25 protein-coding genes and 1 pseudogene are annotated in these 24991 nt (G+C 68.4%); 4 read left to right on the forward strand and 22 right to left on the reverse strand.

Annotated elements, in window-relative coordinates:
- Positions 1-507: 507 nt before the first annotated feature.
- The 4 genes from A5663_RS09665 to rplS all read right to left on the reverse strand — a co-directional run bounded on the left by A5663_RS09665 (position 508) and on the right by rplS (position 2867).
- The gene (locus A5663_RS09665; RefSeq protein WP_059099649.1) at positions 508-813 is read right to left on the reverse strand and encodes a DUF2469 domain-containing protein; all 306 of its coding nucleotides are present in this window, start codon (positions 811-813) and stop codon (positions 508-510) included.
- Positions 814-861: 48 nt separating this feature from the next.
- Positions 862-1584, reverse strand: coding sequence for a ribonuclease HII (locus tag A5663_RS09670; protein ID WP_068147418.1), 723 nt, complete (start codon positions 1582-1584; stop codon positions 862-864).
- Between the two features lie 30 nt (positions 1585-1614).
- Positions 1615-2439, reverse strand: coding sequence for a signal peptidase I (gene lepB / locus A5663_RS09675; RefSeq protein ID WP_068147336.1), 825 nt, complete (start codon positions 2437-2439; stop codon positions 1615-1617).
- Positions 2440-2525: 86 nt separating this feature from the next.
- Positions 2526-2867 carry a 50S ribosomal protein L19 gene (rplS, locus tag A5663_RS09680; RefSeq protein WP_068147339.1) on the reverse strand — a complete coding sequence of 114 codons (342 nt, stop codon included), beginning with the start codon at positions 2865-2867 and terminating at the stop codon, positions 2526-2528.
- Between the two features lie 352 nt (positions 2868-3219).
- On the opposite strand from rplS, the gene A5663_RS09685 reads away from it, so the two are divergent.
- Positions 3220-4161, forward strand: coding sequence for a hypothetical protein (locus tag A5663_RS09685; protein ID WP_068147342.1), 942 nt, complete (start codon positions 3220-3222; stop codon positions 4159-4161).
- On the opposite strand, the gene trmD is transcribed toward A5663_RS09685, so the two are convergent.
- The 5 genes from trmD to A5663_RS09710 all read right to left on the reverse strand — a co-directional run bounded on the left by trmD (position 4158) and on the right by A5663_RS09710 (position 6830).
- On the reverse strand, positions 4158-4844 hold the full coding sequence (trmD, locus tag A5663_RS09690) for a tRNA (guanosine(37)-N1)-methyltransferase TrmD (RefSeq protein ID WP_068147345.1): 687 nt from the start codon (positions 4842-4844) through the stop codon (positions 4158-4160). The genes A5663_RS09685 and trmD overlap by 4 nt on opposite strands.
- Before the next feature lie 2 nt (positions 4845-4846).
- Complete coding sequence (rimM, locus tag A5663_RS09695; protein ID WP_068147351.1) at positions 4847-5362, reverse strand: ribosome maturation factor RimM; 516 nt, start codon at positions 5360-5362, stop codon at positions 4847-4849.
- A 6-nt stretch (positions 5363-5368) separates the two neighbouring features.
- The gene (locus tag A5663_RS09700; protein ID WP_003928628.1) at positions 5369-5611 is read right to left on the reverse strand and encodes an RNA-binding protein; all 243 of its coding nucleotides are present in this window, start codon (positions 5609-5611) and stop codon (positions 5369-5371) included.
- Positions 5612-5619: 8 nt separating this feature from the next.
- On the reverse strand, positions 5620-6159 hold the full coding sequence (gene rpsP, locus A5663_RS09705) for a 30S ribosomal protein S16 (RefSeq protein ID WP_068147354.1): 540 nt from the start codon (positions 6157-6159) through the stop codon (positions 5620-5622).
- A gap of 242 nt (positions 6160-6401) precedes the next feature.
- Positions 6402-6830, reverse strand: coding sequence for a nuclear transport factor 2 family protein (locus A5663_RS09710; protein ID WP_068147358.1), 429 nt, complete (start codon positions 6828-6830; stop codon positions 6402-6404).
- Positions 6831-6862: 32 nt separating this feature from the next.
- Here A5663_RS09710 and A5663_RS09715 point away from each other — a divergent pair, with 32 nt between their 5' ends.
- Entirely contained in the window at positions 6863-7741 is an 879-nt protein-coding gene (locus A5663_RS09715) for a D-alanyl-D-alanine carboxypeptidase family protein (RefSeq protein ID WP_068147361.1), read from the forward strand.
- Positions 7742-7814: 73 nt separating this feature from the next.
- Entirely contained in the window at positions 7815-8648 is an 834-nt protein-coding gene (locus A5663_RS09720; protein ID WP_068147365.1) for a D-alanyl-D-alanine carboxypeptidase family protein, read from the forward strand.
- Positions 8649-8657: 9 nt separating this feature from the next.
- Here A5663_RS09720 and A5663_RS09725 read toward each other — a convergent pair whose 3' ends face one another.
- The 13 genes from A5663_RS09725 to sepIVA form a co-directional block, all read right to left on the reverse strand.
- Positions 8658-9752: an amidohydrolase family protein gene (locus A5663_RS09725; RefSeq protein ID WP_068147368.1), complete on the reverse strand. Its 1095-nt coding sequence runs from the start codon at positions 9750-9752 to the stop codon at positions 8658-8660.
- Between the two features lie 4 nt (positions 9753-9756).
- Entirely contained in the window at positions 9757-11325 is a 1569-nt protein-coding gene (gene ffh / locus A5663_RS09730; protein WP_068147371.1) for a signal recognition particle protein, read from the reverse strand.
- Positions 11326-11391: 66 nt separating this feature from the next.
- Entirely contained in the window at positions 11392-13860 is a 2469-nt protein-coding gene (locus A5663_RS09735; protein ID WP_068147373.1) for a [protein-PII] uridylyltransferase, read from the reverse strand.
- 50 nt (positions 13861-13910) lie between these two features.
- Positions 13911-14249: a P-II family nitrogen regulator gene (locus tag A5663_RS09740; protein ID WP_018600748.1), complete on the reverse strand. Its 339-nt coding sequence runs from the start codon at positions 14247-14249 to the stop codon at positions 13911-13913.
- Between the two features lie 33 nt (positions 14250-14282).
- Positions 14283-15647, reverse strand: coding sequence for an ammonium transporter (locus A5663_RS09745; protein ID WP_068147378.1), 1365 nt, complete (start codon positions 15645-15647; stop codon positions 14283-14285).
- A gap of 144 nt (positions 15648-15791) precedes the next feature.
- Positions 15792-17096 (reverse strand): signal recognition particle-docking protein FtsY, encoded by a 1305-nt coding sequence (ftsY, locus tag A5663_RS09750; protein WP_068147381.1) that lies wholly within the window; start codon positions 17094-17096, stop codon positions 15792-15794.
- 73 nt (positions 17097-17169) lie between these two features.
- Positions 17170-20757 carry a chromosome segregation protein SMC gene (gene smc / locus A5663_RS09755; RefSeq protein WP_197503356.1) on the reverse strand — a complete coding sequence of 1196 codons (3588 nt, stop codon included), beginning with the start codon at positions 20755-20757 and terminating at the stop codon, positions 17170-17172.
- A 26-nt stretch (positions 20758-20783) separates the two neighbouring features.
- Positions 20784-21068: an acylphosphatase gene (locus A5663_RS09760; RefSeq protein WP_068147389.1), complete on the reverse strand. Its 285-nt coding sequence runs from the start codon at positions 21066-21068 to the stop codon at positions 20784-20786.
- Positions 21052-21468, reverse strand: a complete 417-nt coding sequence (locus A5663_RS09765; protein ID WP_068147392.1) for an OsmC family protein — start codon at positions 21466-21468, stop codon at positions 21052-21054. Before A5663_RS09765 ends, A5663_RS09760 begins: the two co-directional genes overlap by 17 nt.
- A gap of 195 nt (positions 21469-21663) precedes the next feature.
- A complete protein-coding gene (gene mutM / locus A5663_RS09770) occupies positions 21664-22521 on the reverse strand; it encodes a DNA-formamidopyrimidine glycosylase (RefSeq protein ID WP_068147395.1) in 858 nt (285 codons plus the stop codon).
- The gene (gene rnc, locus A5663_RS09775; protein WP_068147399.1) at positions 22514-23215 is read right to left on the reverse strand and encodes a ribonuclease III; all 702 of its coding nucleotides are present in this window, start codon (positions 23213-23215) and stop codon (positions 22514-22516) included. The genes mutM and rnc overlap by 8 nt, the downstream gene beginning before the upstream one ends.
- Positions 23208-23783: a DUF177 domain-containing protein gene (locus tag A5663_RS09780; RefSeq protein ID WP_068147403.1), complete on the reverse strand. Its 576-nt coding sequence runs from the start codon at positions 23781-23783 to the stop codon at positions 23208-23210. The genes rnc and A5663_RS09780 overlap by 8 nt, the downstream gene beginning before the upstream one ends.
- Positions 23784-23840: 57 nt before the next feature.
- Positions 23841-24578, reverse strand: coding sequence for a cell division protein SepIVA (gene sepIVA, locus A5663_RS09785; protein WP_068147407.1), 738 nt, complete (start codon positions 24576-24578; stop codon positions 23841-23843).
- Between the two features lie 224 nt (positions 24579-24802).
- On the opposite strand from sepIVA, the pseudogene A5663_RS22560 reads away from it, so the two are divergent.
- Positions 24803-24952, forward strand: a pseudogene (locus A5663_RS22560) (hemerythrin domain-containing protein); the annotation flags it as partial.
- Between the last annotated feature and the right edge of the window lie 39 nt (positions 24953-24991).

The raw sequence follows: 24991 nt of genomic DNA on the forward strand, positions 1-24991 counted from the left end.
ATTTCGCCGGTCGGCGCGATGTGCCCGTTTCCCCCCCAGCGTGCATCCGAGGACGGTGCAGCACTCTTCGCCGGAACATATCTTTGGGTCAGAAGCCCCTTCGCACGAGGGCTGCAGGCCAAACCATCATCGCCCCCTCCAGTCGGCCAACAGCCGGAATTTTCGTTTGCTGAGCAAGGATGTCACACCCTCCCGCCCTGTTCAAGAGGCAATTACGGGACATCACGACGTTTTCTGTCTCATCCATGGAACGGCCGTCCGGCGCACGTCACGCACGCACGCAGACGCAAGCATAGCGGAACAAGGATTCGGCTCGGCCGCCCCACGATTGTCGGACAACAGCTCCAGAGCTCGATCCCGCACGCCGCAAAGAATCATCCCGCGCGCGAAAGCAGAACATCGGCAAACGCGAGAAGAGAGACGGCCAGTATCGGAAACGCCGTGCGCGGCACCGACGTTGTCGCGCACGTCAAAAACGGTGTGCAGCCGCAAGACTCGGCGGTGCCGCTACTCCGGCAGCCGCAGCTCCGGCTTCTCGACCTCTTCGATGTTGACGTCCTTGAAGGTGATCACACGCACCTGCTTTACGAAGCGGGCGGGCCGGTACATGTCCCAGACCCAGGCATCAGCCAGCCGCAGTTCGAAGTAGACCTCGCCCTCCGAGTTGCGCGGCACCACCTCGACGCTGTTGGCGAGGTAGAACCGCCGCTCGGTTTCCACCACGTAGCTGAACTGCCCGACGATGTCCTTGTATTCACGGTAGAGCGAGAGCTCCATCTCGGTTTCGTACTTCTCGAGATCTTCGGCACTCATCAGCTCAGCTGTCCTTCATGTCGGTCACTGCCTGCTCCCCATTGTCTCCTACCCCACTTCATCACGCTGATGCGGCGCGCAGTCGTCGACGAGTTCGGTGATCACCCTGACACCGCCGGCCGTGGCGACCCGTCGCACGTTGATGAACGAGTACCGGTGCTGGGCGCACGGCCCTCGCTCGGCGAGCGCCGCGCTGTGCGCCGGGGTGCTGTACCCCTTGTGCTCGGCGAATCCGTACCCCGGATGCTCGTCCTCCATCTTGACCATCAACCGGTCCCGGCTCACCTTCGCCAGCACACTGGCCGCCGCGATGCACGCCGCCGCGGCGTCGCCACCCACCACGGGCAGCGACGGCACAGCCAGCCCCGGCACCCGGAACCCGTCGGACAGCACATACCCGGGCCGCACCGACAGGCCGGCAACCGCGCGGCGCATGCCCTCGATGTTGGCGACGTGCACACCGCGCCGGTCCACCTCCACCGACGGGATGAACACCACGTGATACGCCAGCGCGTAGCGCCGGATCAACGGGTACAGCCGCTCGCGCTCCTTCTCGTTGAGCCTCTTGGAGTCGTCGAGCGCCGCCAGGCTCTCCAACCGGTTCGGCCCCAGGACGCACGCGGCCACCACGAGCGGGCCGGCGCAGGCGCCGCGGCCCACCTCGTCGACGCCGGCAACCGGCCCCAGGCCGCTGCGATACAACGCCGATTCCAGAGTGCGCAGGCCCGAGGATTTCCGGATCACAGTGCGCGGAGGCCATGTCGCCGGCAAGAACACCCTCTCCTGTTGCGTCCCGACGGTTTACGTCTGCGGGTCCACGCTGCCCACACCGCCCCAACGCGACGGCGGCCAGGCGATGAACCGCGCCTTCCCGATCACATTGTCCACCGGGACCGTGCCCGCCACCGGGTCGCCCGTGCACAGTAGGCCGTTCTGGGCGTCGGCCGGCAGGTTCGAGCAGTGCGCGCGGGAATCGGCCGAATGGGTGCGGTTGTCGCCCATCACCCACAACCGGTTCTCGGGCACCGTCACCGGACCGAACTCGTTTCCCAGGCACGGGTAGACCGCGGGGTCCGCCCGCATCGTGTCGGGATCCAGGTAGGGCTCCTCGAGCCGCTTGCCATCGACGGTCAGCCCGGTCGCGGCGCGGCATTCGACCGTCTGCCCGCCCACCGCGATGACTCGCTTGACGAGGTCGTTCTCGTCGGGCGGGACGAAGCCCACGAACGAAAGCGCGTTCTGCACCCACCGCACGGCGGTGTTGTCCGAGCGGATCGACCGGTAGTTGATGTTCCAGTTCGGCGGACCCTTGAAGACGACCACGTCACCGGGCTCGGGCGAGGAGAACCGGTAGCTGAGCTTGTCCACCATGATCCGGTCACCGGTGCAGCCCGTGCATCCGTGCAGCGTGGGTTCCATCGACTCCGACGGGATCAGGTAGGGCCGCGCGACGAACGTCAGCATCACGTAGTACAGCACCAACGCGATCGCGATGAGAACCGCGAACTCGCGCAGCGCGCCGCCCTTCTTCGCTGGCTGCTCCGGCTCGACCGCATCGCCTTCCGGAGCGGTGTCCTCGGCGGTGGCCTCAGCTGATGACTCGTCGGACTCTGGGGAACCGGTCACCGCATCAGGGTAGCCAGCGCGGTTTTCCGCCCCGCGCTGCTTGCGCTGCAAGGATCAGACCCCGACGCCGGCAGCCGACCGGGACGTCAGCGCTTTTCCTTGATCTTCGCCTTCTTGCCGCGCAGTTCGCGCAGGTAGTACAGCTTGGCGCGGCGCACGTCGCCGCGGGTCACCACGTCGATGTGATCGATGTTGGGCGAGTGCACCGGGAAGGTGCGCTCCACGCCGACGCCGTAGCTCTCCTTACGCACTGTGAAGGTCGCCCGGACACCGCCACCCTGGCGACGCAGCACCACGCCCTTGAAGACCTGGATGCGCTCCTTGGAGCCCTCGATCACCTTGACGTGCACGTTGACCGTGTCGCCGGGACCGAAGTCCGGGATGTCGTCGCGCAGCGATGTCTGATCGACGAAGTCCAGCGTGTTCATCGGACACTTCCTTGCGGTTGGCGGCCGGCGGGCAAAGCTGTCACGGTCGACGCCGTGGCATGACACTGCCGAGCCGAGCTGTTCGGGCGTATCGGGGTGGTATCTCGCAGCGGGCGGAACTGGCCGTTCCCGGGTCCTGCACAGACAACTGCTCAATTGTGCCAGATCGGGCCGAATCCCAGAAATCGGCCGACGTCACCACTTCGCTCGTCCGGCCAAACACTGAGCACACCTAATCAGGCCGCGGGCACCCGGAGCGGTTAGGCTTGCTTCAGGGGCAGTGATCAGGGCCTTCTCCAGGACGAGACCCGGCTGACCCTCGTTTCATGCCCCATGCGCCGTGAGGAGGACCATGCGACGTCGGCCGTCGAGGCTGGTGAGCGCGACCGCAGCGATAGTCGTCGCGGTGCCGATCGTCGCGGGTTGTGAGGCCAAGGTGTACGGGACGCCGCCCGAACGGGCGCCGCACCTGACCGTCGTCGTGCCACAGGGCACCAAGGCGCCGCTGCCCGAGCTGCCGCCCGACGAACCGGCGGCATCCTTCACTGGACTGCAGGCGCGCACGCAGCAGGCGACTCTCGAGGCCGCCGAGGCCGACGCTGACGTCGCGATCACCGTGCTGGACCGCGACACCGGTCAGCTCATCTCGAACGGAAACACCGAGGCGATGCCCATCGCCTCGGTGGTCAAGCTGTTCATCGCCGACGACCTGCTGCTGCAGGAGTCGCGGGGACAGGCGCGCCTGACGCCCGAGGACCGCCGGGCGTTCGAAGCGATGTTGCGGTCCTCAGATGACAGCGCAGCCGAGATCTTCTGGAACCGCAGTGGCGGCAGCGAGATCGTGGCGCGGGTGGCCGAGCGGTATGGCCTGGGTGCGACCAGCACGCCGTACGACGGCCGGTGGTACAACACCCTGAGCACCACCGGTGACCTGGTCCGGTACTACGAGATGCTGTTGTCGGGCGGCGGCGGGCTGCCGCCGGACCAGGCCAAGCTCATCGTGTCGAACCTGGCGGCGTCGACTCCCATGGCGATCGACGGCACCCAACCCGGCGGCACCTACCCGCAGCGGTTCGGCATCCCGGATGCCCTCTACGCCGAGCGGGTGGCGGTCAAGCAGGGCTGGATGTGCTGCTGGAACGGCGGCAACTGGATGCACATGTCGACTGGGCTGATCGGAGCGGACCACCGGTATGTCGTAGCGGTCGGTTCCCTGCAGACGGCCGACGCGGAAGCCGCGCGCGACACCATCACCCAGACGGTCAAGACGATGTTTCCCGGAGGGCACATCTAGTCGGTGGGCCCGAGCAGATCCGGCCGGCGTTCCCGCGTGCGCTGCAGCCCTTGTTCGCGTCGCCACGCCGCCACCTTCGCGTGGTCGCCCGACAGCAGGATGTCCGGTACGTCCAACCCGCGCCAATTCGGCGGCCTGGTGTAACTTGGCGCCTCCAGAAATCCTTGCGAGTGCGAATCATCTTGATGCGAAACGGGATTGCCGAGCACGCCGGGCAGAAGCCGTACCACCGCCTCGATCATCACCAAGGCGGCTGATTCTCCCCCGGGCAGCACGTAGTCACCGATCGAGACTTCCGCGACGCGCATCCGGCGCGCCGCGTCCTCGACGACCCGTTGGTCGATGCCCTCGTACCGGCCGCACGCGAACACGAGATGGCTCTCACCGGCCCACGCCTGTGCGTCGGCCTGCCGAAAGACTCGACCCGCCGGCGTCGGCACCACGAGAAGTGTTTCCGCCGAACAGATCTCGTCGAGCGCATCGCCCCACACCGGGGCCTTCATCACCATCCCGGGGCCGCCACCGTACGGCGCGTCGTCAACCGAACGGTGCACATCGTGCGTCCAGCGCCGCAGATCGTGTACGGCCAGCTGCACGATGCCTGTCTCGATCGCCTTGCCCGGCAACGACTGTCGCAGCGGCTCCAGATAACCCGGGAAGATCGTCACCACATCGATGCGCATGTTCAGATCTCCAGCAGACCCTCGGGCGGGTCGATCTCGACGAGCCGATCGCTCAGCGAAACCGATGTCACGATCGCGCTGACGAACGGGATCAGCACCTCGCCTCCGGCCGTGCGCACCGCGAGCAGCTCACCGGCCGCGGTGTGCAGCACTTCCGCGACGGTGCCGACGTCCGCGCCGGCAGCGGTACGCACCTGCAGGCCCTCGAGTTCGTGGTCGTAGTACTCGTCGGGATCCTCGATGGGCGGAAGTCCCGCGGAGTCGACGAGAAACAGCGTGCCCCGCAAGGCATCTGCGGCAGTGCGATCCGACACGCCCGCCAGCCGGACCAACAGCCGTCCGCCATGCGCACGCACCGACTCGACGACGTAGCGGCGCTCGGCGTCTTCTCTGGGGCGGCGACCCCGCAACGACGTGCCGGGGGCGAACCGCGCGTCGGGGTCGTCGGTGCGGACGTCCACCACCACCTCGCCGGCGATGCCGTGCGCTTTGACGACTCGCCCGACAACGAGGTCCATGGCCTGTTACTGGTCGGTGTCCACCACGTCGACGCGGATACCGCGACCGCCGATGCCCGCGACCAGCGTGCGCAGCGCGGTTGCGGTGCGTCCGCCCCGGCCGATCACCTTGCCGAGGTCGTCGGGATGCACGTGCACCTCGACCGTGCGGCCGCGGCGGTTGGTGACCATGTCGACGCGGACATCGTCAGGGTTGTCGACGATCCCGCGGACCAGGTGCTCGACGGCGTCGACGACGACAGAGCTCACGTCGGCGCTCAGCTTTCAGTGGCGCCGTCGACGGTGGCGTCCACGCCCTCGGCGGCGGGCTCGGACTTGTCCTTGGCGCCCGACGGGTCGGCGGTCGCCTCAGCTTCGACGGCGCTCTGGTCGGACTCGGCCGACGCCTTCTCGGACGCCTTCTTGGCCGGTGCCTTCTTCTTCTTGGGCTGGGTGGCCTCGGTGCTCGGGCCGCCCTCGGCCTCGGCCAGCGCCGCGTTGAACAGCTCCAGCTTGCTGGGCTTGGGCTCCTTGACCTTCAGCGTGCCCTCCGCGCCCGGCAGCCCCTTGAACTTCTGCCAGTCGCCGGTGATCTTCAACAGTGCGAGCACCGGTTCGGTGGGCTGGGCGCCGACGCCGAGCCAGTACTGGGCGCGCTCCGAGTCGATCTCGATGAGGCTCGGATCTTCCTTCGGGTGGTACCGGCCGATGATCTCGATGGCGCGACCCTGCCGGCGGGTGCGCGCATCGGCGACGGCGATGCGGTACTGGGGATTGCGGATTTTGCCAAGCCGGGTGAGCTTGATCTTGACAGCCATGGTCGAGCGTTTCTCCTGTGGTTGCCACGCTGCAATTCAGCGATCGCGGCGGGGCGCCACGATCCGGTTTTGCCCTACGTGTGTGACCGCCCGCAGCCGTAGTCGCGGGCCAGACAGTCGCCCATTGTGCCAGAGCAGCCCGGACCGGCAAAAATCCCAGCCGCTCGCGCTCGCGGCGTTGAGTGGTTGATCGCACGCACCACGTGAGGGCAATCAACCAGCTAAGGAACCCGCCTGCCGGCTCAGAGCAGCTTGTCGAAGCACTTCTCCTCGACGCGGCGGCTCATCCGCCAGCCGTCGGCGGTCCGGACGAACTCGTCGACGTACCAGATCCCGACGAAGTAGATCGGGCTCTCGCCGGGGTTCGAGCCGCCCATCACCATCGGGTTGAAGCAGATGGCCCGCGACGATGCGTGATCGCCGGAGATGCGCACGTCGACGTTGCCGAGCATGTGGTAGTACGCCGGGAAGTTCGGCAGCACCTCCTTCAGCCACGCCTTCACCTCCGCGAAGCGCCCGTCGATACCGCCGGTGACGCGGTAGTCGATGTAGGCGTCTGCGGTGAACACCCGGTCGAGGTCGTCGAATCGCTTCTGGTCGATCGCCGTGGAGTAGTCGATCAGCAGTTGCTGAATTTCGAGGCGGTCCGAAATCTCCTCCAGGCTCAACATGCGTCGATTGAACACGACTAGGCTGCGTGCCCATGCGGAAGCTGTTGATCTGCCTAGTGAGCGTGCTGAGTCTGGCCGTCGGGACGACCGCCGTCGCGGCCGCCGCACCCATCGGGGTGAGCCAGCCGTCGGGTTCGGTTCCGATCCCCGACGGCCCCGCCCAGGCGTGGGTGCTCGCCGACATGGACACCGGCGCGGTGCTCGCCGCGCGCGACGAGCACGGGCATTACGCGCCGGCCAGCACGATCAAGGTGCTGCTGGCGCTGACGGTGCTCGACGAGTTGCCGCTCGACGCCACCGTGGTCGCGAACGCGGCGGACACCGACGTGGAGTGCAACTGCGCGGGCGTCGCGGCCGGCAAGACGTACACCACCCGCCAGCTGCTCGAGGGCCTGCTGCTGGTGTCGGGCAACGACGCGGCCAACACCCTGGCCACCATGCTCGGCGGGCAACCGGCGGCGGTGACCAAGATGAACGCGAAGGCCGCCTCGCTCGGCGCGTACGACACCAACGCGGCGACGCCGTCCGGCCTCGACGGACCCGGCATCGACATGTGGTCGTCGCCGCACGACCTCGCGGTGATCTTCCGCGCCGCGTTGGCCAACCCCGTGTTCGCTTCGATCACCGCCCAGCCGACCGCCGTGTTCCCCACCGAGACCGGCGACGACGTCCTCGTCAACCAGGACGAACTGCTCAAGCGGTACCCGGGCACGCTCGGCGGGAAGACCGGCTACACCGACCGTGCCCAGAAGACGTTCGTCGGCGCCGCGCAGCGCGACGGACGCCGACTGGTCGTCGCGTTGATGTACGGCATGAACAAGCCGGGCCAGCCGACCTACTGGGACCAGGCCGCCAACTTGTTCGACTGGGGGTTCGCGCTCAGCCCGGGCGCCGGTATCGGCTCGCTGTGAGCGCCGCCTGAGTTGCGCAATCGCAACGCTTCCGAGACCGCGACGGACGGCGCGACCGATACGCTCGGCGGCCATGCGAAGCATGCTGGCGGCCTTGGTTTTCGCGCTGACTCTGGCCTTCGGCGTCGCTGCTCCCGCATCCGCCCAGCCGGGCGGTGAGCCCTCAGGCGCCGTCGCGCTGCCGGACGGACCGGCACAATCGTGGTTGCTCGCCGACCTGGACTCCGGCCGAATCCTGGCTTCCCGCAACCCTCTTGAGCCGCACGCACCCGCGAGCACGATCAAGGCGCTGCTCGCCATGGTCGTACTCGACCAGCTTCCGCTGAACGGTGTGATCACCGCCAGTCCGGCGGCCGCCGATGTCGAATGCTCTTGCGCGGGAGTGAAAGCGGGACGCTCCTACACCGTGCGCCAACTGCTCGACGGGCTGATGCTGGTCTCCGGCAATGACGCCGCCAATGTGTTGGCCGACGGTCTCGGCGGCTATCGCGTCGCGGTCGCGAAGATGAACGCCAAAGCCGCGGCGCTGGGTGCGCGCAGCACGCGGGCATCCTCTCCGTCGGGACTGGACGGTCCCGGGATGGAGTCGATCACGACCGCCAACGACCTCGCAATGATCTATCGCCAGGCGCTGCGGTATCCGGCGTTCGCGGCGATCGTGCGCCAGCCGTCGTCGTTGTTCCCGACCGACAGCGGTCCGAAGACGATCGCCAATCAGAACCAGTTGCTCAAGCGGTATCCGGGCACGCTTGTCGGCAAGACCGGCTTCACCGACCTCGCGCGAGAGACGTTCGTCGCGGCCGCAGAGCGCGGCGGTCGCCGCCTGGTGGTCGCGGAGCTGTACGGAAACGGTGATCTCTACGGTCAGGCGATCAACCTGTTCGACTGGGGTTTCGCGCAGGCCTAGGTTCGCACCTCACGGGAACGTGCGACCGCGCAGGATCACCACGTCCGGGCGGTTGAGGACCGCGGCGCCGAGCCGCGGGTCGTCGGCGTAGCAGACGAGGTCGGCGGGCGCGCCGTGCTCCAGACCCGGGCGCCCCAGCCACTCGCGGGCGCTCCAAGACCCCGCACCGAGCGCCTCGGACGGCGTCATCCCGATGCCGGTGAGCGCCTCGATCTCGTCGGCGATCCGGCCGTGCGCGACCATGCTGCCCGCGTCGGTCCCCGCGTAGATCGGCACGCCGGCCTCACGCGCCGCGGCGATCCGCGGATAGCACTTCTTGTGCAGGTCACGCATGTGCCGGGCGTACTTCGGATACTTCGACGCCCCGTCGGCGATACCGGGGAAGTTCGCGATGTTGATCAGTGTCGGCACCAGCGCAGTGCCGTATTCGACCATCAGGTCGATGGTGTCGTCGGTGAGCCCGGTGCCGTGCTCGATGCAGTCGATACCCGACTTGATCAGCCCGGGCAGGGCGTCCCCGCTGAACACATGGGCGGTCACCCGGGCACCGTTGGCGTGGGCCGCGTCGATCGCGGCTTTGAGCACGTCGTCGGACCACAGCGGCGCCAGGTCGCCGACCTCGCGGTCGATCCAGTCGCCGACGAGCTTCACCCAGCCGTCACCGAACCGCGCCTGCTCGGCCACCGCCGCGGGTAGCGCGGACTCGTCTTCCAACTCGATCGCGAAGTCGCGCTGGTACCGCTTCGGGCGGGCGAGATGGCGACCGGCCCGGATGATCTCGGGCAGGTCGTCGTGCTCGGCGAGGCTTCGGGTGTCGATCGGCGAACCGGCGTCGCGCAGCAGCAGCGCACCGGCGTCGCGCTCCACCTCAGCCTGGGCGATGCAGTCGTCGAGGTTGTCGAGCGGGCCGTGGTCACCCAGGCCGACGTGGCAGTGCGCGTCGACCAGGCCGGGAAGGATCCAGCCGCCGTACCCATCAGCCCCGAACACCGTCTGCGCGCCGCGGACCGGTTCGGCGCTCAGCAGGCCGTCGACCACCCACCACTCCACCGGCTGCTCATCGGGCAGTCCCCGGCCGCGCACGTGAAGAGGGGGACGGCTCATCCGGTCAGTTCTTCGGGAACTTCAGCTTGGACAGGTCGATGTCGGCGAGCCCCGGTGGGAGCTCGTCGAGACCCTTGGGCATGTCCGACAGGTCCGGGAACCCGCCGGGCAAACCCGGCATCGCGGCGCCGAGCGGATTGCGGACCTTCGGCGGCGTCGGCCCCCGACCGCCCTTCTTGCCCTTGGCGCCCTTCTTGCCCTTCTTCCCGCCCTTGCGATTGGAAGGCTTGCGGCCGAACGGGAGTCCCATCTGGCCGGCCATGCTCGACATCATCTTGCGCGCTTCGAAGAACCGCTCGACAAGCTGGTTGACCTCGCCGACCGTCACGCCTGACCCGTTGGCGATCCGAAGCCGCCGCGAGCCGTTGATGATCTTGGGGTCGGCGCGTTCCTCGGGCGTCATGCCGCGGATGATCGCCTGCAGACGATCGAGTTGCTTGTCGTCGACGGCGGCCAGCGCATCCTTCATCTGGCCGGCGCCGGGCAGCATGCCCAGCAGGTTGCCGATCGGGCCCATCTTGCGGATCGCCAGCATCTGCTCGAGGAAGTCCTCGAGGGTCAGCTCGCCGCTGCCGATCTTGGCGGCCGCCTCTTCGGCCTGCTGTGCGTCGAAGACCTGCTCGGCCTGTTCGATCAGCGACAACACGTCGCCCATCCCCAGGATGCGGCTGGCCATCCGGTCGGGGTGGAAGACGTCGAAGTCCTCGAGCTTCTCTCCGCTGGAGGCGAACAGGATCGGCACGCCCGTGATCTCGCGCACCGAGAGCGCGGCGCCGCCGCGGGCGTCACCGTCGAGCTTGGTCAGCACCACGCCGGTGAACCCGACGCCCTCGCGGAACGCCTCGGCGGTGGTGACGGCGTCCTGGCCGATCATCGCGTCCAGCACGAAGATCACTTCGTCCGGTTCGACGGCCTGCTTGATCGCGGCGGCCTGACCCATCAGCTCGTCGTCGATACCGAGCCGGCCCGCGGTGTCCACGATGACCACGTCGAAATGCTTGGCCTTGGCCTCGGCGAGACCGGCTGCGGCGACAGCGACCGGATCGCCGGGGGCCGCATCCGCCGAACCTTCGGCCGAAACGCCGGGATGCGGCGCGAACACCGCGACGTCAGCACGCTGGCCGACGATCTGCAACTGGTTGACCGCACCTGGCCGCTGCAGGTCGCAGGCCACGAGAAGGGGCGTATGGCCTTGTCCGCGTAGCCATTTCGCGAGCTTGCCGGCGAGCGTCGTCTTACCCGAGCCTTGCAGGCCGGCCAGCATGATCACTGTCGGCGGCGTCTTGGCGAACGCCAGCGTGCGGGTCTGCCCACCGAGGATGTCGATCAGTTCCTCGTTGACGATCTTGACGACCTGCTGAGCCGGGTTCAGCGCACCGGACACCTCGGCGCCGCGGGCGCGCTCCTTGATGCGGTTGACGAACGCGCGCACGACGGGCAACGACACGTCGGCTTCCAGCAACGCGAGCCGGATCTCCCGGGTGGTTGCATCGATGTCGGCGTCGGTCAGCCGCCCCTTGCCGCGCAGCCCCTGCAGGGCGCCGGTCAACCGGTCGGACAGGGATTCAAACACGGCGTCCAGCCTAATGGGGGCCGGCCGGTGGCCACCCCGGCGGGCGTGTCGGCGGCACCGGCGCGCTCAGCTGGCCTCCGAGACCGCCTTGGCGGGCGGCGGGGCGGGCAGCACGGCGTACAGGTCACGCTCGAGGTCCTCACGAGCGGGCGGGCCGGCACTGATGCCGAACAGGTCGACGACCGACGAACCCAGCGTGGTCACCTTCGCCCAGGCGATGTCGACGCCGTCGCGCTCGAACACCGCGGTGAGCCTGGCCAGCAGCCCGGTGCGGTCGGCGCTGCGGATCTGCACGACCAGTTCGCCCGGTTTGGCGCCCTCGGACCACAGGATGCGCGGCGGGGCGATGACGTGGTTGATCGGCACCGCGGCCGGCACCTCACCGGCACGCGAGGTGCCGTGTTGAGCGGCGTCGCGTTCGCGGCGGTCCAGCGACTCGAGCACGTCGAGTTCGCCGTCGAGCGCGAGGATGAACTGCTGGCGCAACAGCTCGGCCGCGGGTGGCGAGCCGAAATGCGGTGAGACGACGAATGTGTTGATCGCCGAGCCTTCGTGGCCGTTGACCGACGCCGAGTGCACCCGCAGCGAATTCAGCGCGAGCACACCGGCAGCCTTCGACAACAGACCCCGCCGGTCCGGCGCGATGACAGTGACGTTGTAGATGTGGGCACTCTCCGCGGGTGTCAGCTCGACGTGCACGCCGACCTGCGCGGCCAACGAAAGATACCGGGGGTCAATGGGATCCGGCTCGGGCAGCGCGTCGCCCGCCATCACCATCCGGCACCGGCGGACGAGGTCTCCGAGCAGGGACGCCTTCCAGTCACCCCAGACGCCGGGACCGGTCGCCAGCGAATCGGCTTCCGCCAGCACGTGCAGCAGTTCCAGCAGCACCGGGTCGCTGTCGAGAGCGTCGACCACCGCCGCGATAGTGTTGGGATCCTGCAGGTCGCGTCGTGTCGCGGTGTGCGGCAGCAGGAGATGGTGACGCACGATCTTCGACAGCACCTCGACGTCCGACGGCCACAGGCCCAGCCGGGTGCCGATCTGAGTGGCCAGTTCGGCGCCGAGCACGCTGTGGTCACCGCCGCGGCCCTTGCCGATGTCATGGCACAGCGCACCGAGCATCAACAGGTCCGGACGTGACACGCGGGTGGTGAAAGCGCTTGCGCGGGAGACTGTTTCGACGAGATGCCGGTCGACGGTCCAGATGTGGACGATGTCTCGTGGCGGAAGGTCGCGGACCGCGCCCCACTCGGGGAACAGCCGTCCCCACAGGCCGGTGCGGTCGAGCGCCTCGATCGTTGCGACGGCAGGGGGGCCGGCGGCAAGCAGGACGAGCAGGTCGTTGAGGGCCTGGCGCGGCCAAGGCGTGCGCAGTTCGGGGGCGGCCTCGACCAGTCGGGCCAGCGTCGACGCGGCCATCGGCAGGCCGGTGGTGGCCGACGCGGCTGCCACCCGCAGGATCAGGCCGGGGTCGCGTTCGGGACGCGCGTCGCGCGCGAGGATCACCTCGCCCGCGAACTCGATCACACCCTCGTCGAGGGGGCGGCGGGCAGGCCGGCGCAACGAGGCGAACCCGCGCCGCGGGAGTGCATTCGACGCGGTGCGGATGCCGGCGTCGACGTAGAAGCTGATCGTGCGCGCGGCATCGGACAGCATGCGCGCCAAGTCGAACCGGTCACCGATGTGCAGCGCCGCGCCGATCTCGTCGGCGTGTTGTGCCAGCAACAGGTCGCGGCCGCGCCCGGCGACGCGGTGCAGTTCGGTGCGCACGTTGAGCAACGCCAGATGCGCCTCCCCCAGCGTTCCCAACGGTGAGGCCGACGTCCGGTTGGGATAGACGTCGGTCAGTTGCGCGATCGCCAGCGCGTTGAGCAGTTGTACGTCGCGCAGACCGCCCCTGCCGCACTTGAGATCCGGCTCGGCCCGGTGTGCGATCTGCCCGCTGCGCTGCCAGCGTGCCCTGGTGTGTTCGACGAGTTCCTCGAACCGCGGGGCGATGCCGGTGCGCCACTGCCGTCGGGCCCCTCCGATGAGCAATGTCGACAGATCCTCGTCACCGGCGATGTGGCGCGCTTCGAGCATCGCCAACCCCGCTGAGATGTCCTCGCCGGCGACCTGCAGCGCCTCGGGTACCGTCCGCACGCTGTGGTCAAGACGAATGTTGGCGTCCCACAAGGGATACCACAACAGCTCGGCCACCTGCCCGACCACCTCGGGCGGCATGTTGTCGTGCAGCAGGGTCAGGTCCAGGTCGGAGTACGGCACGAATTCGCCGCGCCCCAGACCTCCGGTCGCGACGATGGCGAACCCGCTGGTGGGCGTGATGCCGACTTCGACGGCCTTCGTCGTGAGCCAGAACTCGTAGAGATCCTCCAGCGCGCGCCGCAGCGCTGCCGAATCGAGTTGGCGCGCACCGTCGCTCAGCAGCTGCGCGCTCGCCGCGGCGAGGTCGGTCGCGGGCCGGGGCGAGCCCGTCTCCGGCGCCACCCATCGGGTGCGACCGGAGGCGGGATCGCGCTTCTGCTCAGTCATCTGTTCACGGCGTGATCGGTGCGGAGCCGAGATCTCAGTTCGCTACCGGCTCAGAGGGCGTCGGCTCCGCGCTCGCCGGTGCGCACGCGCACCACCGTGTCGACGGGGCTCACCCACACCTTGCCGTCGCCGATCTTGCCGGTCCGGGCGGCCTGGACGATGACGTCGACCACCTTGTCGACGGCGGAGTCCTCCACGACAACCTCGACACGCACCTTCGGCACGAAGTCCACGGAATACTCCGCCCCTCGGTAAACCTCGGTGTGCCCCTTCTGACGGCCGTACCCCTGAACCTCGCTCACGGTCATCCCCAGGATGCCCGTCTGCTCGAGTCCGGTCTTGACGTCTTCGAGTGTGAACGGCTTGACAATCGCAGTAATCAGCTTCATGTAGTCGGTCCCTTCCGAGGAAATTGTTGCCGATCAGACGAGTTCGTAAGCGGTTTCGGCGTGTTCGGTCTCATCGATGCCGGTGTCCTCGTCCTCCGCGGTCACGCGCCAACCCAACGGCTTGACGACGAAAGCGATTATCACCGTCATGATGCCGGTGAAGATCACCGCCACCGAAGCGATCACCAACTGCACGACCAACTGCTCGGCGCCACCGGCGTAGAACAGGCCGGTCTTGGTGGACAGGAACCCGATGCCGACTGTCCCCCACAGCCCTGCCACCAGGTGCACGCCGACCACATCGAGCGAGTCGTCATAGCCGAACCTGTACTTCAGGCCCACCGCGAGGGCAGACAGCGCACCGGCGATGACGCCGAGGACCAGCGAACCGATCGGCGACAGCGCCCCGCACGCCGGGGTGATCGCCACCAGCCCCGCGACGATTCCCGAGGCCGCGCCGACGCTGGTCGCATGCCCGTCGCGGATCCGCTCCACCAGCAACCAGCCGAGCATCGCCGCTGCCGTCGCTGCGGTCGTATTCACCCACACCTGGCCGGCAACCATGTCGGCCGCCCCTTCGGAGCCCACGTTGAAGCCGAACCAGCCGAACCACAGGATGGCGGCGCCGAGCATCACGAACGGAATGTTGTGCGGGCGGTACGGGACCCTGCCGAATCCGGTCCGCTTGCCCAGCAGCAGCGCGAGCACCAGTGCGGCCATACCGGCGTTGATGTGGACGACGGTACCGCCGGCGAAGTCGATCGGAGGGACGTTCGCCTTGTTCTCGCCGTTCACGCCGAACAGCTTGGCCGCGATGCCGGTGCCCGACGCCGACATCAACCCGCCGCCCCAAACCATATGGGCCAGAGGGAAATACACCAGGGTCACCCAGATCCCGCCGAACACCAGCCACGTCCCGAACTTCATCCGCTCGGCCACCGCGCCACTGATCAGCGCGACGGTGATCACCGCGAAGGTGAGCTGGAAGCCGACCCAGACGATGGCCGGGACCGTGCCGAAGCCGCCGAGTACGTAGAGCTTGTCTGCGCCGACCTCCTTGATCTCCAGCAGGGGGCTCAGCCCGAACAGCGCGAACGGGTCGTCGAAGATGCCGAGGATGTCGCTGCCGCCGGTGTGGCTCGACGCGAACGACATCGAGTACCCCCACAGCACGTAGATGACGCTCACGACGCCGAGCGTGCCGAACGACATCATCATCATGTTGAGGACGGACTTCTGCCGGGAGAGCCCACCGTAGAAGAACGCCAGACCGGGCGTCATGAACAGGACGAGGGCCGCGGCGGTGAGGACCCATGCGGTGTCGCCTGAGCTCAACCCGTCTGGGCCGAACGGCGCGAACGCATCATCGGGTAGAGCCAGGGGTAAGGCTGAAACCACTGTGTGAACCTCCTTGGGAAGTACGCCGATCCGATCGGCCTCCCGAGAAGACTCTTTTGCTCGCGTTTCCCGTGTGATTCTGTTCGGTTTCGGGCAAGTGAACGGGTTCGCCCGAAGCGTTACGCTCGTGTTTCGGCCGGCGCGCTACCCGAGCAGCGCGTCGACGAACGCCGCCGGCTCGAACGGTGCGAGATCGTCAGCGCCTTCGCCGAGGCCGACGAGCTTGACCGGCACACCGAGTTCCTGCTGCACCCGAAACACGATTCCGCCTTTGGCGGTGCCGTCGAGTTTCGTGAGCACGACACCGGTGATGTCGACGACCTCGGCGAACACCCTGGCTTGCGGAAGACCGTTCTGACCGATCGTCGCGTCGAGCACGAGCAGCACCTCGTCGACCTCGGCCCGGCGACTGACGACGCGTTTGACCTTGCCCAGTTCGTCCATCAGCCCGGTCTTGGTGTGCAGCCGCCCGGCGGTGTCGATCACGATGACGTCGGCGCCGTCCTCGATGCCCTTGTCGACAGCGTCGAACGCGACCGACGCCGGGTCGGCGCCTTCTGCACCGCGCACCACATGCGCCCCGACCCGCGACGCCCACGACTGCAGCTGATCGGCCGCGGCGGCGCGGAAGGTGTCGGCCGCGCCGAGCACCACTCGCCGCCCGTCGGCCACCAGCACGCGGGCCAACTTGCCGACCGTTGTGGTCTTTCCGGTGCCGTTGACCCCGACGACGAGCAACACCGACGGCTTGTCGGCGTGCGGCAGCGCTCTGATCGACCGGTCCAGTTCGGGACGCAGCTCTTCGATCAGGACTTCGCGCAGCACCGCGCGGGCGTCCGCCTCGGTGCGCACGTTGCTGCTGGCCATCCTGGCGCGCAGCGACGACACCACCGACTCGGTGACGACCGGGCCGAGGTCGGCGATCAGCAGCGTGTCCTCGACCTCCTCCCACGACGCCTCGTCGAGGTCACCGCCGCCGAGCAGACCGAGCATGCCGCGGCCGAACGTGTTCTGCGACTTGGCAAGCCGGCCGCGCAGCCGTTCCAGCCGGCCTTCCGGCGGTGCGATCTCGTCGAGGACGACCGCACGCTGTTCCGGTTCTGGTTGCGGTTCGGCCGGCTCCACGGGCGCGGGCGGGGCGGGCTTCTCCACCGGCGCCTCGGGCAGTTGCACATCAGCGATCGGGCGCTTCGGTGCGTCCCGCGGGATCGTGGCGTCATCGCCGACCGCGGGCAGTCCGCTGGTGTCGATCCGCTCGACGGGCCTGGACGGTGCGGACTGCGTGAACGTGATCCCCGAAGAGGCCCTATAGCCCCCGGAGCGGTCGATCTCGGTGGCCGTATCGCTCTTCGACAGGCTGATCCGTCGGCGCCGATAGCGAACCAGACCGACGATCAGCGCGGCTACCAGCAGTATGGCGATGACCGCTATCGCGATCCACAAGCCCATCCAGGCGGTTTCTGTCACCGCGCCATTGTCTCAAGGTGACTCGGCGACGCCGTCGCCGCGCCCCCGGGCTCGCCTAGTTGGTGGCCGCGACCAGTTCCTGGCCGCGCATCCGCTGGCTGATCACCGCGGTGATGCCGTCGTCGCGCATCGTCACCCCGTAGAGAGCGTCGGCGACTTCCATCGTCGGCTTCTGGTGCGTGATCACGATCAGCTGTGAGCGCTCCCGCAGCTGCTCGAACAGGCTGATGAGCCGGCGCAGGTTCACGTCGTCGAGCGCGGCCTCGACCTCGTCCATCACATAGAACGGCGACGGCCTGGCGCGGAAGATCGCGACGAGCATCGCGACCGCGGTGAGCGACTTCTCACCGCCCGACAGCAGCGACAGACGCTTGATCTTCTTTCCCGGCGGACGCGCCTCGACCTCGATGCCCGTGGTGAGCATGTCGTTGGGATCGGTCAGCAGGAGCCTGCCCTCGCCGCCGGGGAACAGCGTGGAGAAGACCTGACGGAACTCACGCTCCACGTCGGCGTAGGCCTCGGTGAACACCTGCAGGATTCGGGCGTCGACGTCGTCGATCACGTCGAGCAGGTCCTTGCGCGCGCCCTTGACGTCCTCCAGTTGGGTGGACAAGAAGTTGTAGCGCTCCTCGAGCGCGGCGAACTCCTCGAGGGCCAGTGGGTTGACCCGGCCGAGCTCGTTGAGCTCGCGTTCGGCCTTCTTGGCGCGCCGTTCCTGCGTCGCCCGGTCGAACGGCATCGGCGCCGGCGCGGTGACCTGCTCGCCGCGCTCACGCGCCTGTTCGAACTCGGCCATCTCCAGCTCCGTCGGCGGGAGGGGCACATCGGGGCCGTACTCGGCCACGAGATCTTCGGTCGCCATTCCGAACTGTTCGAGGACCTGTTCCTCGAGCTGCTCGATCCGCATCGCCGCTTGCGCTTTGGCGACTTCGTCCTTGTGCAGGGCGTCGGTCAGGCCGTTGATTCTGGCGGTGAGCTCGTTGACCTCGTCACGCGCCCGGGCCAAAGCCGCGGTGCGGTGCTGGCGCTCGGCGGCGACCTCGTCGCGAGCGCGGGAGGCCACCGCCACCACGGCGCTCAACCGCTGTGCGACAAGGCGTCCGGACTCCGCGACCGCAGCGGCGACCGCCGCTGCATGCTGACGGGATTCGCGAGCACGTTGTGCGCGCAGCCTGGCTTCCCGCTCCGCCGCGGCCGCCCGGCGCAGCGAATCCGCCCTGCCGCGAACGGCATTCGCGCGCTCCTCCGCGGTCCGCAGCGACAGCCGGGCCTCCACCTCGGCGCTGCGCGCCGCCTCCGCGGCTGCCATCGTCTCCTGACGGTTCACCGGCTCGGCTTCGAACGTCGGCTCCTGCTGTGCGTTGTGCAGCCGCTGCTCAAGGCTGGCGAGTTCCTCGACGGTGCGGGATCGGCTGGCCTCCAACTCGTTTCGTTGCTGGATGAGGCGCTGCCACTCGTCGTCCGCGGCACGGGCGTCCTGACCGAGGCGACCCAACTGCTCGTAGATCGCCGAGATCGCCGCGTCGGACTCGTTGAGCGCGGCCAGGGCCTGCTCGGCGGCATCCTGACGGCTCGCCTGCTCGGCCAGCGCTCCGGACAGGGCCGCCGTCAACTCGCCGACCTGGTTCTCGGCTCGGGCCAGTTCCGCACGGGCCTTCTCGACTTCCGAGGCGATCTCGAGCGTGCTGGGCTTGCGATCGGACCCACCGCTGACCCAGCCCGCCCCCACCAGATCACCCTCGGTGGTGGCGGCCCGCAACTTCGGGCGTGAGGCGACCAGGTCAAGTGCGGCAGCGAGATCCGACACCACCACGACATCGGCCAGCATCGCGCGGATCGCACCCTGCAGTCGCGGCGGCGCTTCGACCAACTCCACTGCCCACACCACACCGTTGGGTAGTGAATCCACTTGCGGCGCTGCATGATCGGGCCAGTCGCCGAGCACGATCGCCGCCCGGCCGCCGTCGGACTCCTTGAGCGCCGCGACCGCGGCGCGCGCGGCGCCGGGGCTTTCGGCAGCGACCGCGTCGGCAGCTGCGCCGAGCACCGTCGCGATCGCCGCCTCGTAACCGTCGCGCACTTTCAACAAGTTCGCGACCGAGCCCAAAAGCCCTGCGCCGCTGCGGTTCTTCTGCAGCCAGGCCGCGCCGTCCTTGCGGTCGAGACCGACCGAGAGCGCTTCGATGCGAGCGCGCAGTGAAGCCACCTGGCGTTCGGCCCCGCGCTCGGCGGCCTGCAGTTCGGCGACACGCTCGTCGGCCAGCCGCAACGCAGCGACGGTGCGATCGTGGTGTTCGTCGAGTCCGACCTCACCGGCGTCGAGTTCACCGACGCGGCTCTGCACGGTTTCGAACTCGGCCTGGGTCTGCTGCGCCCGCGCGGCGGCGTCGTCGATGTTGCCGGTGAGCCGGGCGACGGTTTCGTCGATGGACTCGACGCGGGTGCGCATGGTGTCGACCTGGCCGGCCAGCCGGGCCAGGCCCTCGCGCCGGTCGGCCTCGGCGCGGGCCGCGGCCATGTGCGCGCGCTCGGCCTCTGCGGCGATGCGCTCGCGCTCGGCCAGTTCGGCGCGGGCGCTTTGCAGCTTGTCGCGCGATTCGGTCAGCGCGTCGAGCAGTTGGCGCTCCTGCTCCGCGACCTCCTCGGCCTGAGCCTCGAGTGCGTCGGGGTCGGGCCCGGTCGACGCCTCGGGCTCGGCGTCGAGATGCTGGGCGCGCTCGCTGGCGATACGCACCGTCGCGCTGACGCGTTCGGCCAGCGCCGAAAGCGAGAACCACGTCTGCTGCGCGGCGTCGGCACGTTCGCTGAGGCTGCTGACCGCCGTTTCATGCGAGGTCAGCTCGGCGGTCTTGGCTTCCAACAGCGCGGCGATCTCGTCGTGCTCACGCCGCAGCGTGGTCTCGGCCTGGTTGGTGTTCTCGAACTCGGCCCGACGCGTGACGAGATCGTCGGCGGCCAGCCGGAGGCGGGCGTCGCGCAGATCGGCCTGGATCGTCTGAGCGCGCCGCGCCATCTCGGCCTGGCGCCCGAGCGGCTTGAGCTGGCGGCGCAGTTCCGTGGTCAGGTCGGTCAGCCGGTTCAGGTTCGCCGACATCGCGTCGAGCTTGCGGACCGCTTTTTCCTTGCGCTTGCGGTGCTTGAGGACGCCGGCGGCCTCCTCGATGAACGCGCGGCGGTCCTCGGGCCGCGATTCGAGGATCTCCGAGAGCTTGCCCTGTCCCACGATCACGTGCATCTCGCGGCCGATCCCGGAGTCGGACAGCAGTTCCTGCACGTCCATCAACCGGCAGCTACTGCCGTTGATCTCGTACTCGCTGCCGCCGTCGCGGAACATCCGCCGGGTGATCGAGACCTCCGAGTACTCGATCGGCAGGGAGTTGTCGGAGTTGTCGATCGTGACGGTGACCTCGGCGCGGCCCAGCGGCGGCCGCGACGACGTGCCCGCAAAAATGACGTCTTCCATCTTGCCGCCGCGCAGTGTCTTTGCGCCCTGCTCACCCATCACCCAGGTGAGCGCGTCGACGACATTCGACTTGCCCGAACCATTGGGGCCGACGACGCACGTGATGCCTGGCTCGAAGCGCAAAGTCGTCGGCGAAGCAAACGACTTGAAGCCCTTCAGGGTCAGACTCTTGAGGTGCACGACGTGCCACACTACCGCCGCGCGGGCTATCGCTCGGTGAACCCTTGTAGCGAGTCGCGAGGTTCGGTGAAGTCGGCGACGACGTTGTCGACGCGCCCCGGCGTGCCACCGCTTTGCAGCAGGTCAAGTAGTCGCTGGCAGGCTTCCCGGGAGCCTTGGGCGACCACTTGGACACGCCCGTCGGGCTTGTTCGCCGCGAACCCGGTCAAGCCCAGTTCGAGGGCGCGCGACCGGGTCCACCACCGGAAGCCGACGCCCTGCACGCGCCCGTGCACCCATGCGGTCAGGCGTACCTCAGCTAACTCCTGCATCACCAACCTCAAAGGTCACTTCAGTCCCGGACTTCAGGGTGCGGCCGACGGTGCAGACCTGATCGATCGCCCGCTCGACGACGGTGATCACCCGCTCGCGCTCGTCCTGCGACAACCCGGACAGGTCGAGTTCCATGCGCTCCTCGAGCAGCGGATAGCGCTCCTGTTCGCGGTCGGCCGGCCCGGTCACGCGGATCGTCGTGCGGTAGTCGTCACCGAGCCTGCGTCGCAGCGGCGCGTCACTGGCCATGCCGCTGCATGCCGCCAACGCGATCTTCATCAGCTCGCCCGGCGTGAACACGCCTACGACGTCCTCGCTGCCGACGAGCACCTCGGCTCCGCGCGAGCTGCGCCCGGTGTAGCGGCGCTCTCCCGTCCGCTCAACCCACAGTTCGGTCATGGCCTATTTGTACAAGATGCCGCGAAACTGAATTACCTGCGACCACTGCGGTCACATCGATCAACGTTTGGCGGCCGAAGTACGAGAAGCGCGCGACGAAACGTGCGACGGTGTGACTCGCCTGCCGGGATGGCCGGTGCACCCCTGACTCAGCGGGTACGACGCGTGTGACTCAGCGAGTCACGAGCGGCGCCCCTAGTCGCGCCGCACCCGCGGGCGCGGTTGGCATTTCGGGCAGTAGAACGACGAGCGGTTCATGAACTTCTCCCGCCGCATCACCGCGCCGCAGCGCCGGCACGGCTCACCCTCGCGGCCGTAGGCGTCCAGCGACCGGTCGAAGTAACCCGACTCGCCGTTGACGTTGACATACAGCGAATCGAAGGATGTGCCGCCCTGCTCGAGCGCCTCGCGCATCACGTCGGCGGCGGCGTCGAGCAGCTGGGCCAACTTCGGCCGGCTGAGCGACGACGCCGGCCGGGCGCCGTTGATCTTGGCGCGCCACAGCGCCTCGTCGGCGTAGATGTTGCCGATACCCGACACCACGGTCTGATCGAGCAGCTGACGTTTGATCTCAGAGTTCTTGTGCCGCAACACCGCAACCACGCCGTCCCGGTCGAAGAGCGGATCGAGCGGGTCACGTGCGAGGTGCGCGACGGGCACCGGTACCTCGGTGCCGTCCACGGTCACCATGTCGGTGAGCATCCAGCCGCCGAACGTGCGCTGGTCGACGAAGCTGAGCGTGGTGCCGTCGTCGAGCAGCGCGGCGATCCGCAGGTGGTTCGCATTCGGGATTTCGCCCAGCAGCATCTGACCGCTCATCCCCAGATGCACCACCAGCGCCGAGCCGTCGTCCAGCGTCAGCCACAGGTACTTCCCGCGCCTACCGGTGCCGACGATGCGCGAATCCAGCAGTCGCGCAGTCAGATCGGCGGGCCCGGCTTCGTGTCGGCGCACGGCGCGGGGATGGTGCACACGCACCGCCGTGATCGTCTTGTCGACGACGTGCGCGCCCAATCCACGCCGGACGACCTCGACCTCGGGAAGTTCAGGCATCTACCTCGGCGTCGGTCAGCGTGTTCCACGCCGCCGCGGCCGCCTTGAGTTCGGCCTCCTTCTTGGTGCGCCCGACACCTCGGCCGTATTCGGTGTCGCTGACGACGACCGTCGCGGTGAACTCCTTGTCGTGGTCCGGGCCGGTCGAGGTGACGAGGTACGCCGGTGCCCCCAGCCCACGCGAGGCGGTCAGCTCCTGCAGGCTGCTCTTCCAGTCCAGACCGGCGCCCAAGGTGGGCGCAGTGTCGAGGAGCTCCCCGAACAGCCGCATGATGACCTCGCGGGCGGTCGTGATCCCGTGCTCCAAATAGATTGCGCCCAGCAGAGATTCGACACCGTCGGCGAGAATGCTCGCCTTGCCCGCGCCGCCCGAGTTCTCTTCGCCTTTGCCGAGCAACAGGTACGCGCCGAGCCCGGCGTCGGACAGATGGCGACCCACGTCGGCGAGCGCCTGGGTGTTGACGATGCTGGCTCTGAGCTTGGCCAGATCACCCTCTGACCGGTCGGGGTGGCGGTGGTAGAGCTCTTCGGTGATGGTCAGCCCCAGCACCGCGTCGCCGAGGAACTCCAGTCGCTCGTTGGTCGGCACGCCGCCGTTTTCGTAGGAGTAACTGCGATGGGTGAGCGCCATGGTGAGCAGCTCGTCGGGCAGCCCGACGCCGAGCGCGGCCAACAGCGCCGCGCGGTCAGTCACGCGGGTCCTCGTCCAGCATGCCCGCAAGTTTGGCCCAGCGCGGGTCGATCCGCTCATGGTGATGACCGGCCTCCGCAGTCGCCAGGGCCACCCCGCAGTCCGGGCACAGACCGGCGCAGTCCGCCGTGCACAGCGGAGCGAACGGCAGCGCCAGCCCGACGGCGTCGATGATCGGCTGCTCGAGGTCGACGGTGTCGTTCACCACGCGACCAACTTCGTCGGCTTCGGTCGTCTCATCGGTGGCACTGTCGGGGTAGGCGAACAGCTCGGTGAGGTCGATCTCGACGTCGCCGGTGACCGGGGTCAGACACCGTGCGCACTCACCGGCCGTCGGCGCGGACACCGTCCCGGTGACCAGCACGCCTTCCGACACCGATTCGACCCGCAGGTCGAGCGCCAGCGGGGCGCCTTCGGCGATTCCGACCAGGTCGAGCCCGATCCGCGACGGGGCGGGCACCGTCTGGTGGACAGCCATCATCGATCCGGGCCGTCTTCCGAGCCGGGCGATGTTGATCACGAGCGGCGAGCGCGACGCATGATGCGCCGCCGCTCTGGCATGCGTCGCCATAGAGACCGAGTTTACGGCGAGGATTATTGGCGGCCCTCGGCGCTCGGCCCTCGCGCGTTAACGCGCCGCGTAGTCGTGCGTGCCCGCGGCGGTGCGCAGTTGGTGCCGGCCACGGCCGACCGAGCGCAGGGTGCCGTTGAGGAAGTCCTCGAACTCCGCGAGCTTGCTGTCGACGTAGATGTCGCATTCCCCGCGCAACCGGTCCGCTTCGGCGTGCGCCGAATCGATGAGCCGGGTGGCCTCCGCCGTCGCGGTCTGCACGATCTCCGTCTGCGACACGAGCCGCTGCTGCTCCTTGATGCCCTCCTGGACAGCCTTCTCGTAGGCGAGGTTGCCGCTCTCGATGAGCCGGTCGGCTTCCGTCTTGGCGCGCCCGGTGCTCGCCTCGTACTCGCGTTTCGCGGTGGCGGCGATGCGGTTGGCCTCGTCCCGGGCCTCGCCGACCATGCGCTCGCTGTGCTGACGGGCCTCAGCCACCATGCGGTCAGCCTGCGCCTTCGCGTCGGCCAGCAGCCGATCTGCCTCCGCGCGAGAGTGGTTCAGCACGGAATCGGCCTCCGCGGTGGCCGTCGACACCATGGAGTCGGAGTGCTCCTTGGCCTCGCGCAGCATCCCGTCGCGGGCGTCGAGGACATCCTGGGCGTCGTCGAGCTCGCCGGGAATCGCGTCCTTGATGTCGTCGAGCAGCTCGAGGACATCGCCGCGCGGCACCACGCAGCCTGCCGTCATCGGCACACCGCGGGCTTCTTCCACAATCGCGCTCAGTTCGTCGAGCGCCTCGAAAACTCGATACACGGCAACACCTTCCAGGCGTAGTTGACAGTTACCAGTGTGCCTGGTGTTACCGGTGTGACTGCGCTTCCGACTCGGTGTGTCGCCGCGGACTTTGCTGTTCACCGGCGTTCCAGGCCGCAACTGCCGGCTGAATTGCTCCGCGCTGCATTATGTCAAGCGCGTAGCGGCCGTCGCCAGGGCGAGCCTCCGTCGAACGAGCCGGCCTACTTCAGCGCGGCGCCGATCAGGTCACGGGCGCGGTGCGGGCCGCCGAGGCGATCGCGCCGACCCGTCCGCACGCCGGAGTCGAGTCGGCCAAGGCCAACTTCGCGGTCGGACCGTTCGCCTCGATGCTGGACCGCGCCCGTGACCTGATCGGCGCCGCGCTGAAGTAGGCCGGCTCGTTCGACGGAGGCTCGCCCTGGCCCCGGCCG

This window comes from Mycobacterium sp. E740, assembly GCF_001672895.1.
In the GTDB taxonomy this organism is placed as follows: Bacteria; Actinomycetota; Actinomycetes; order Mycobacteriales; family Mycobacteriaceae; genus Mycobacterium.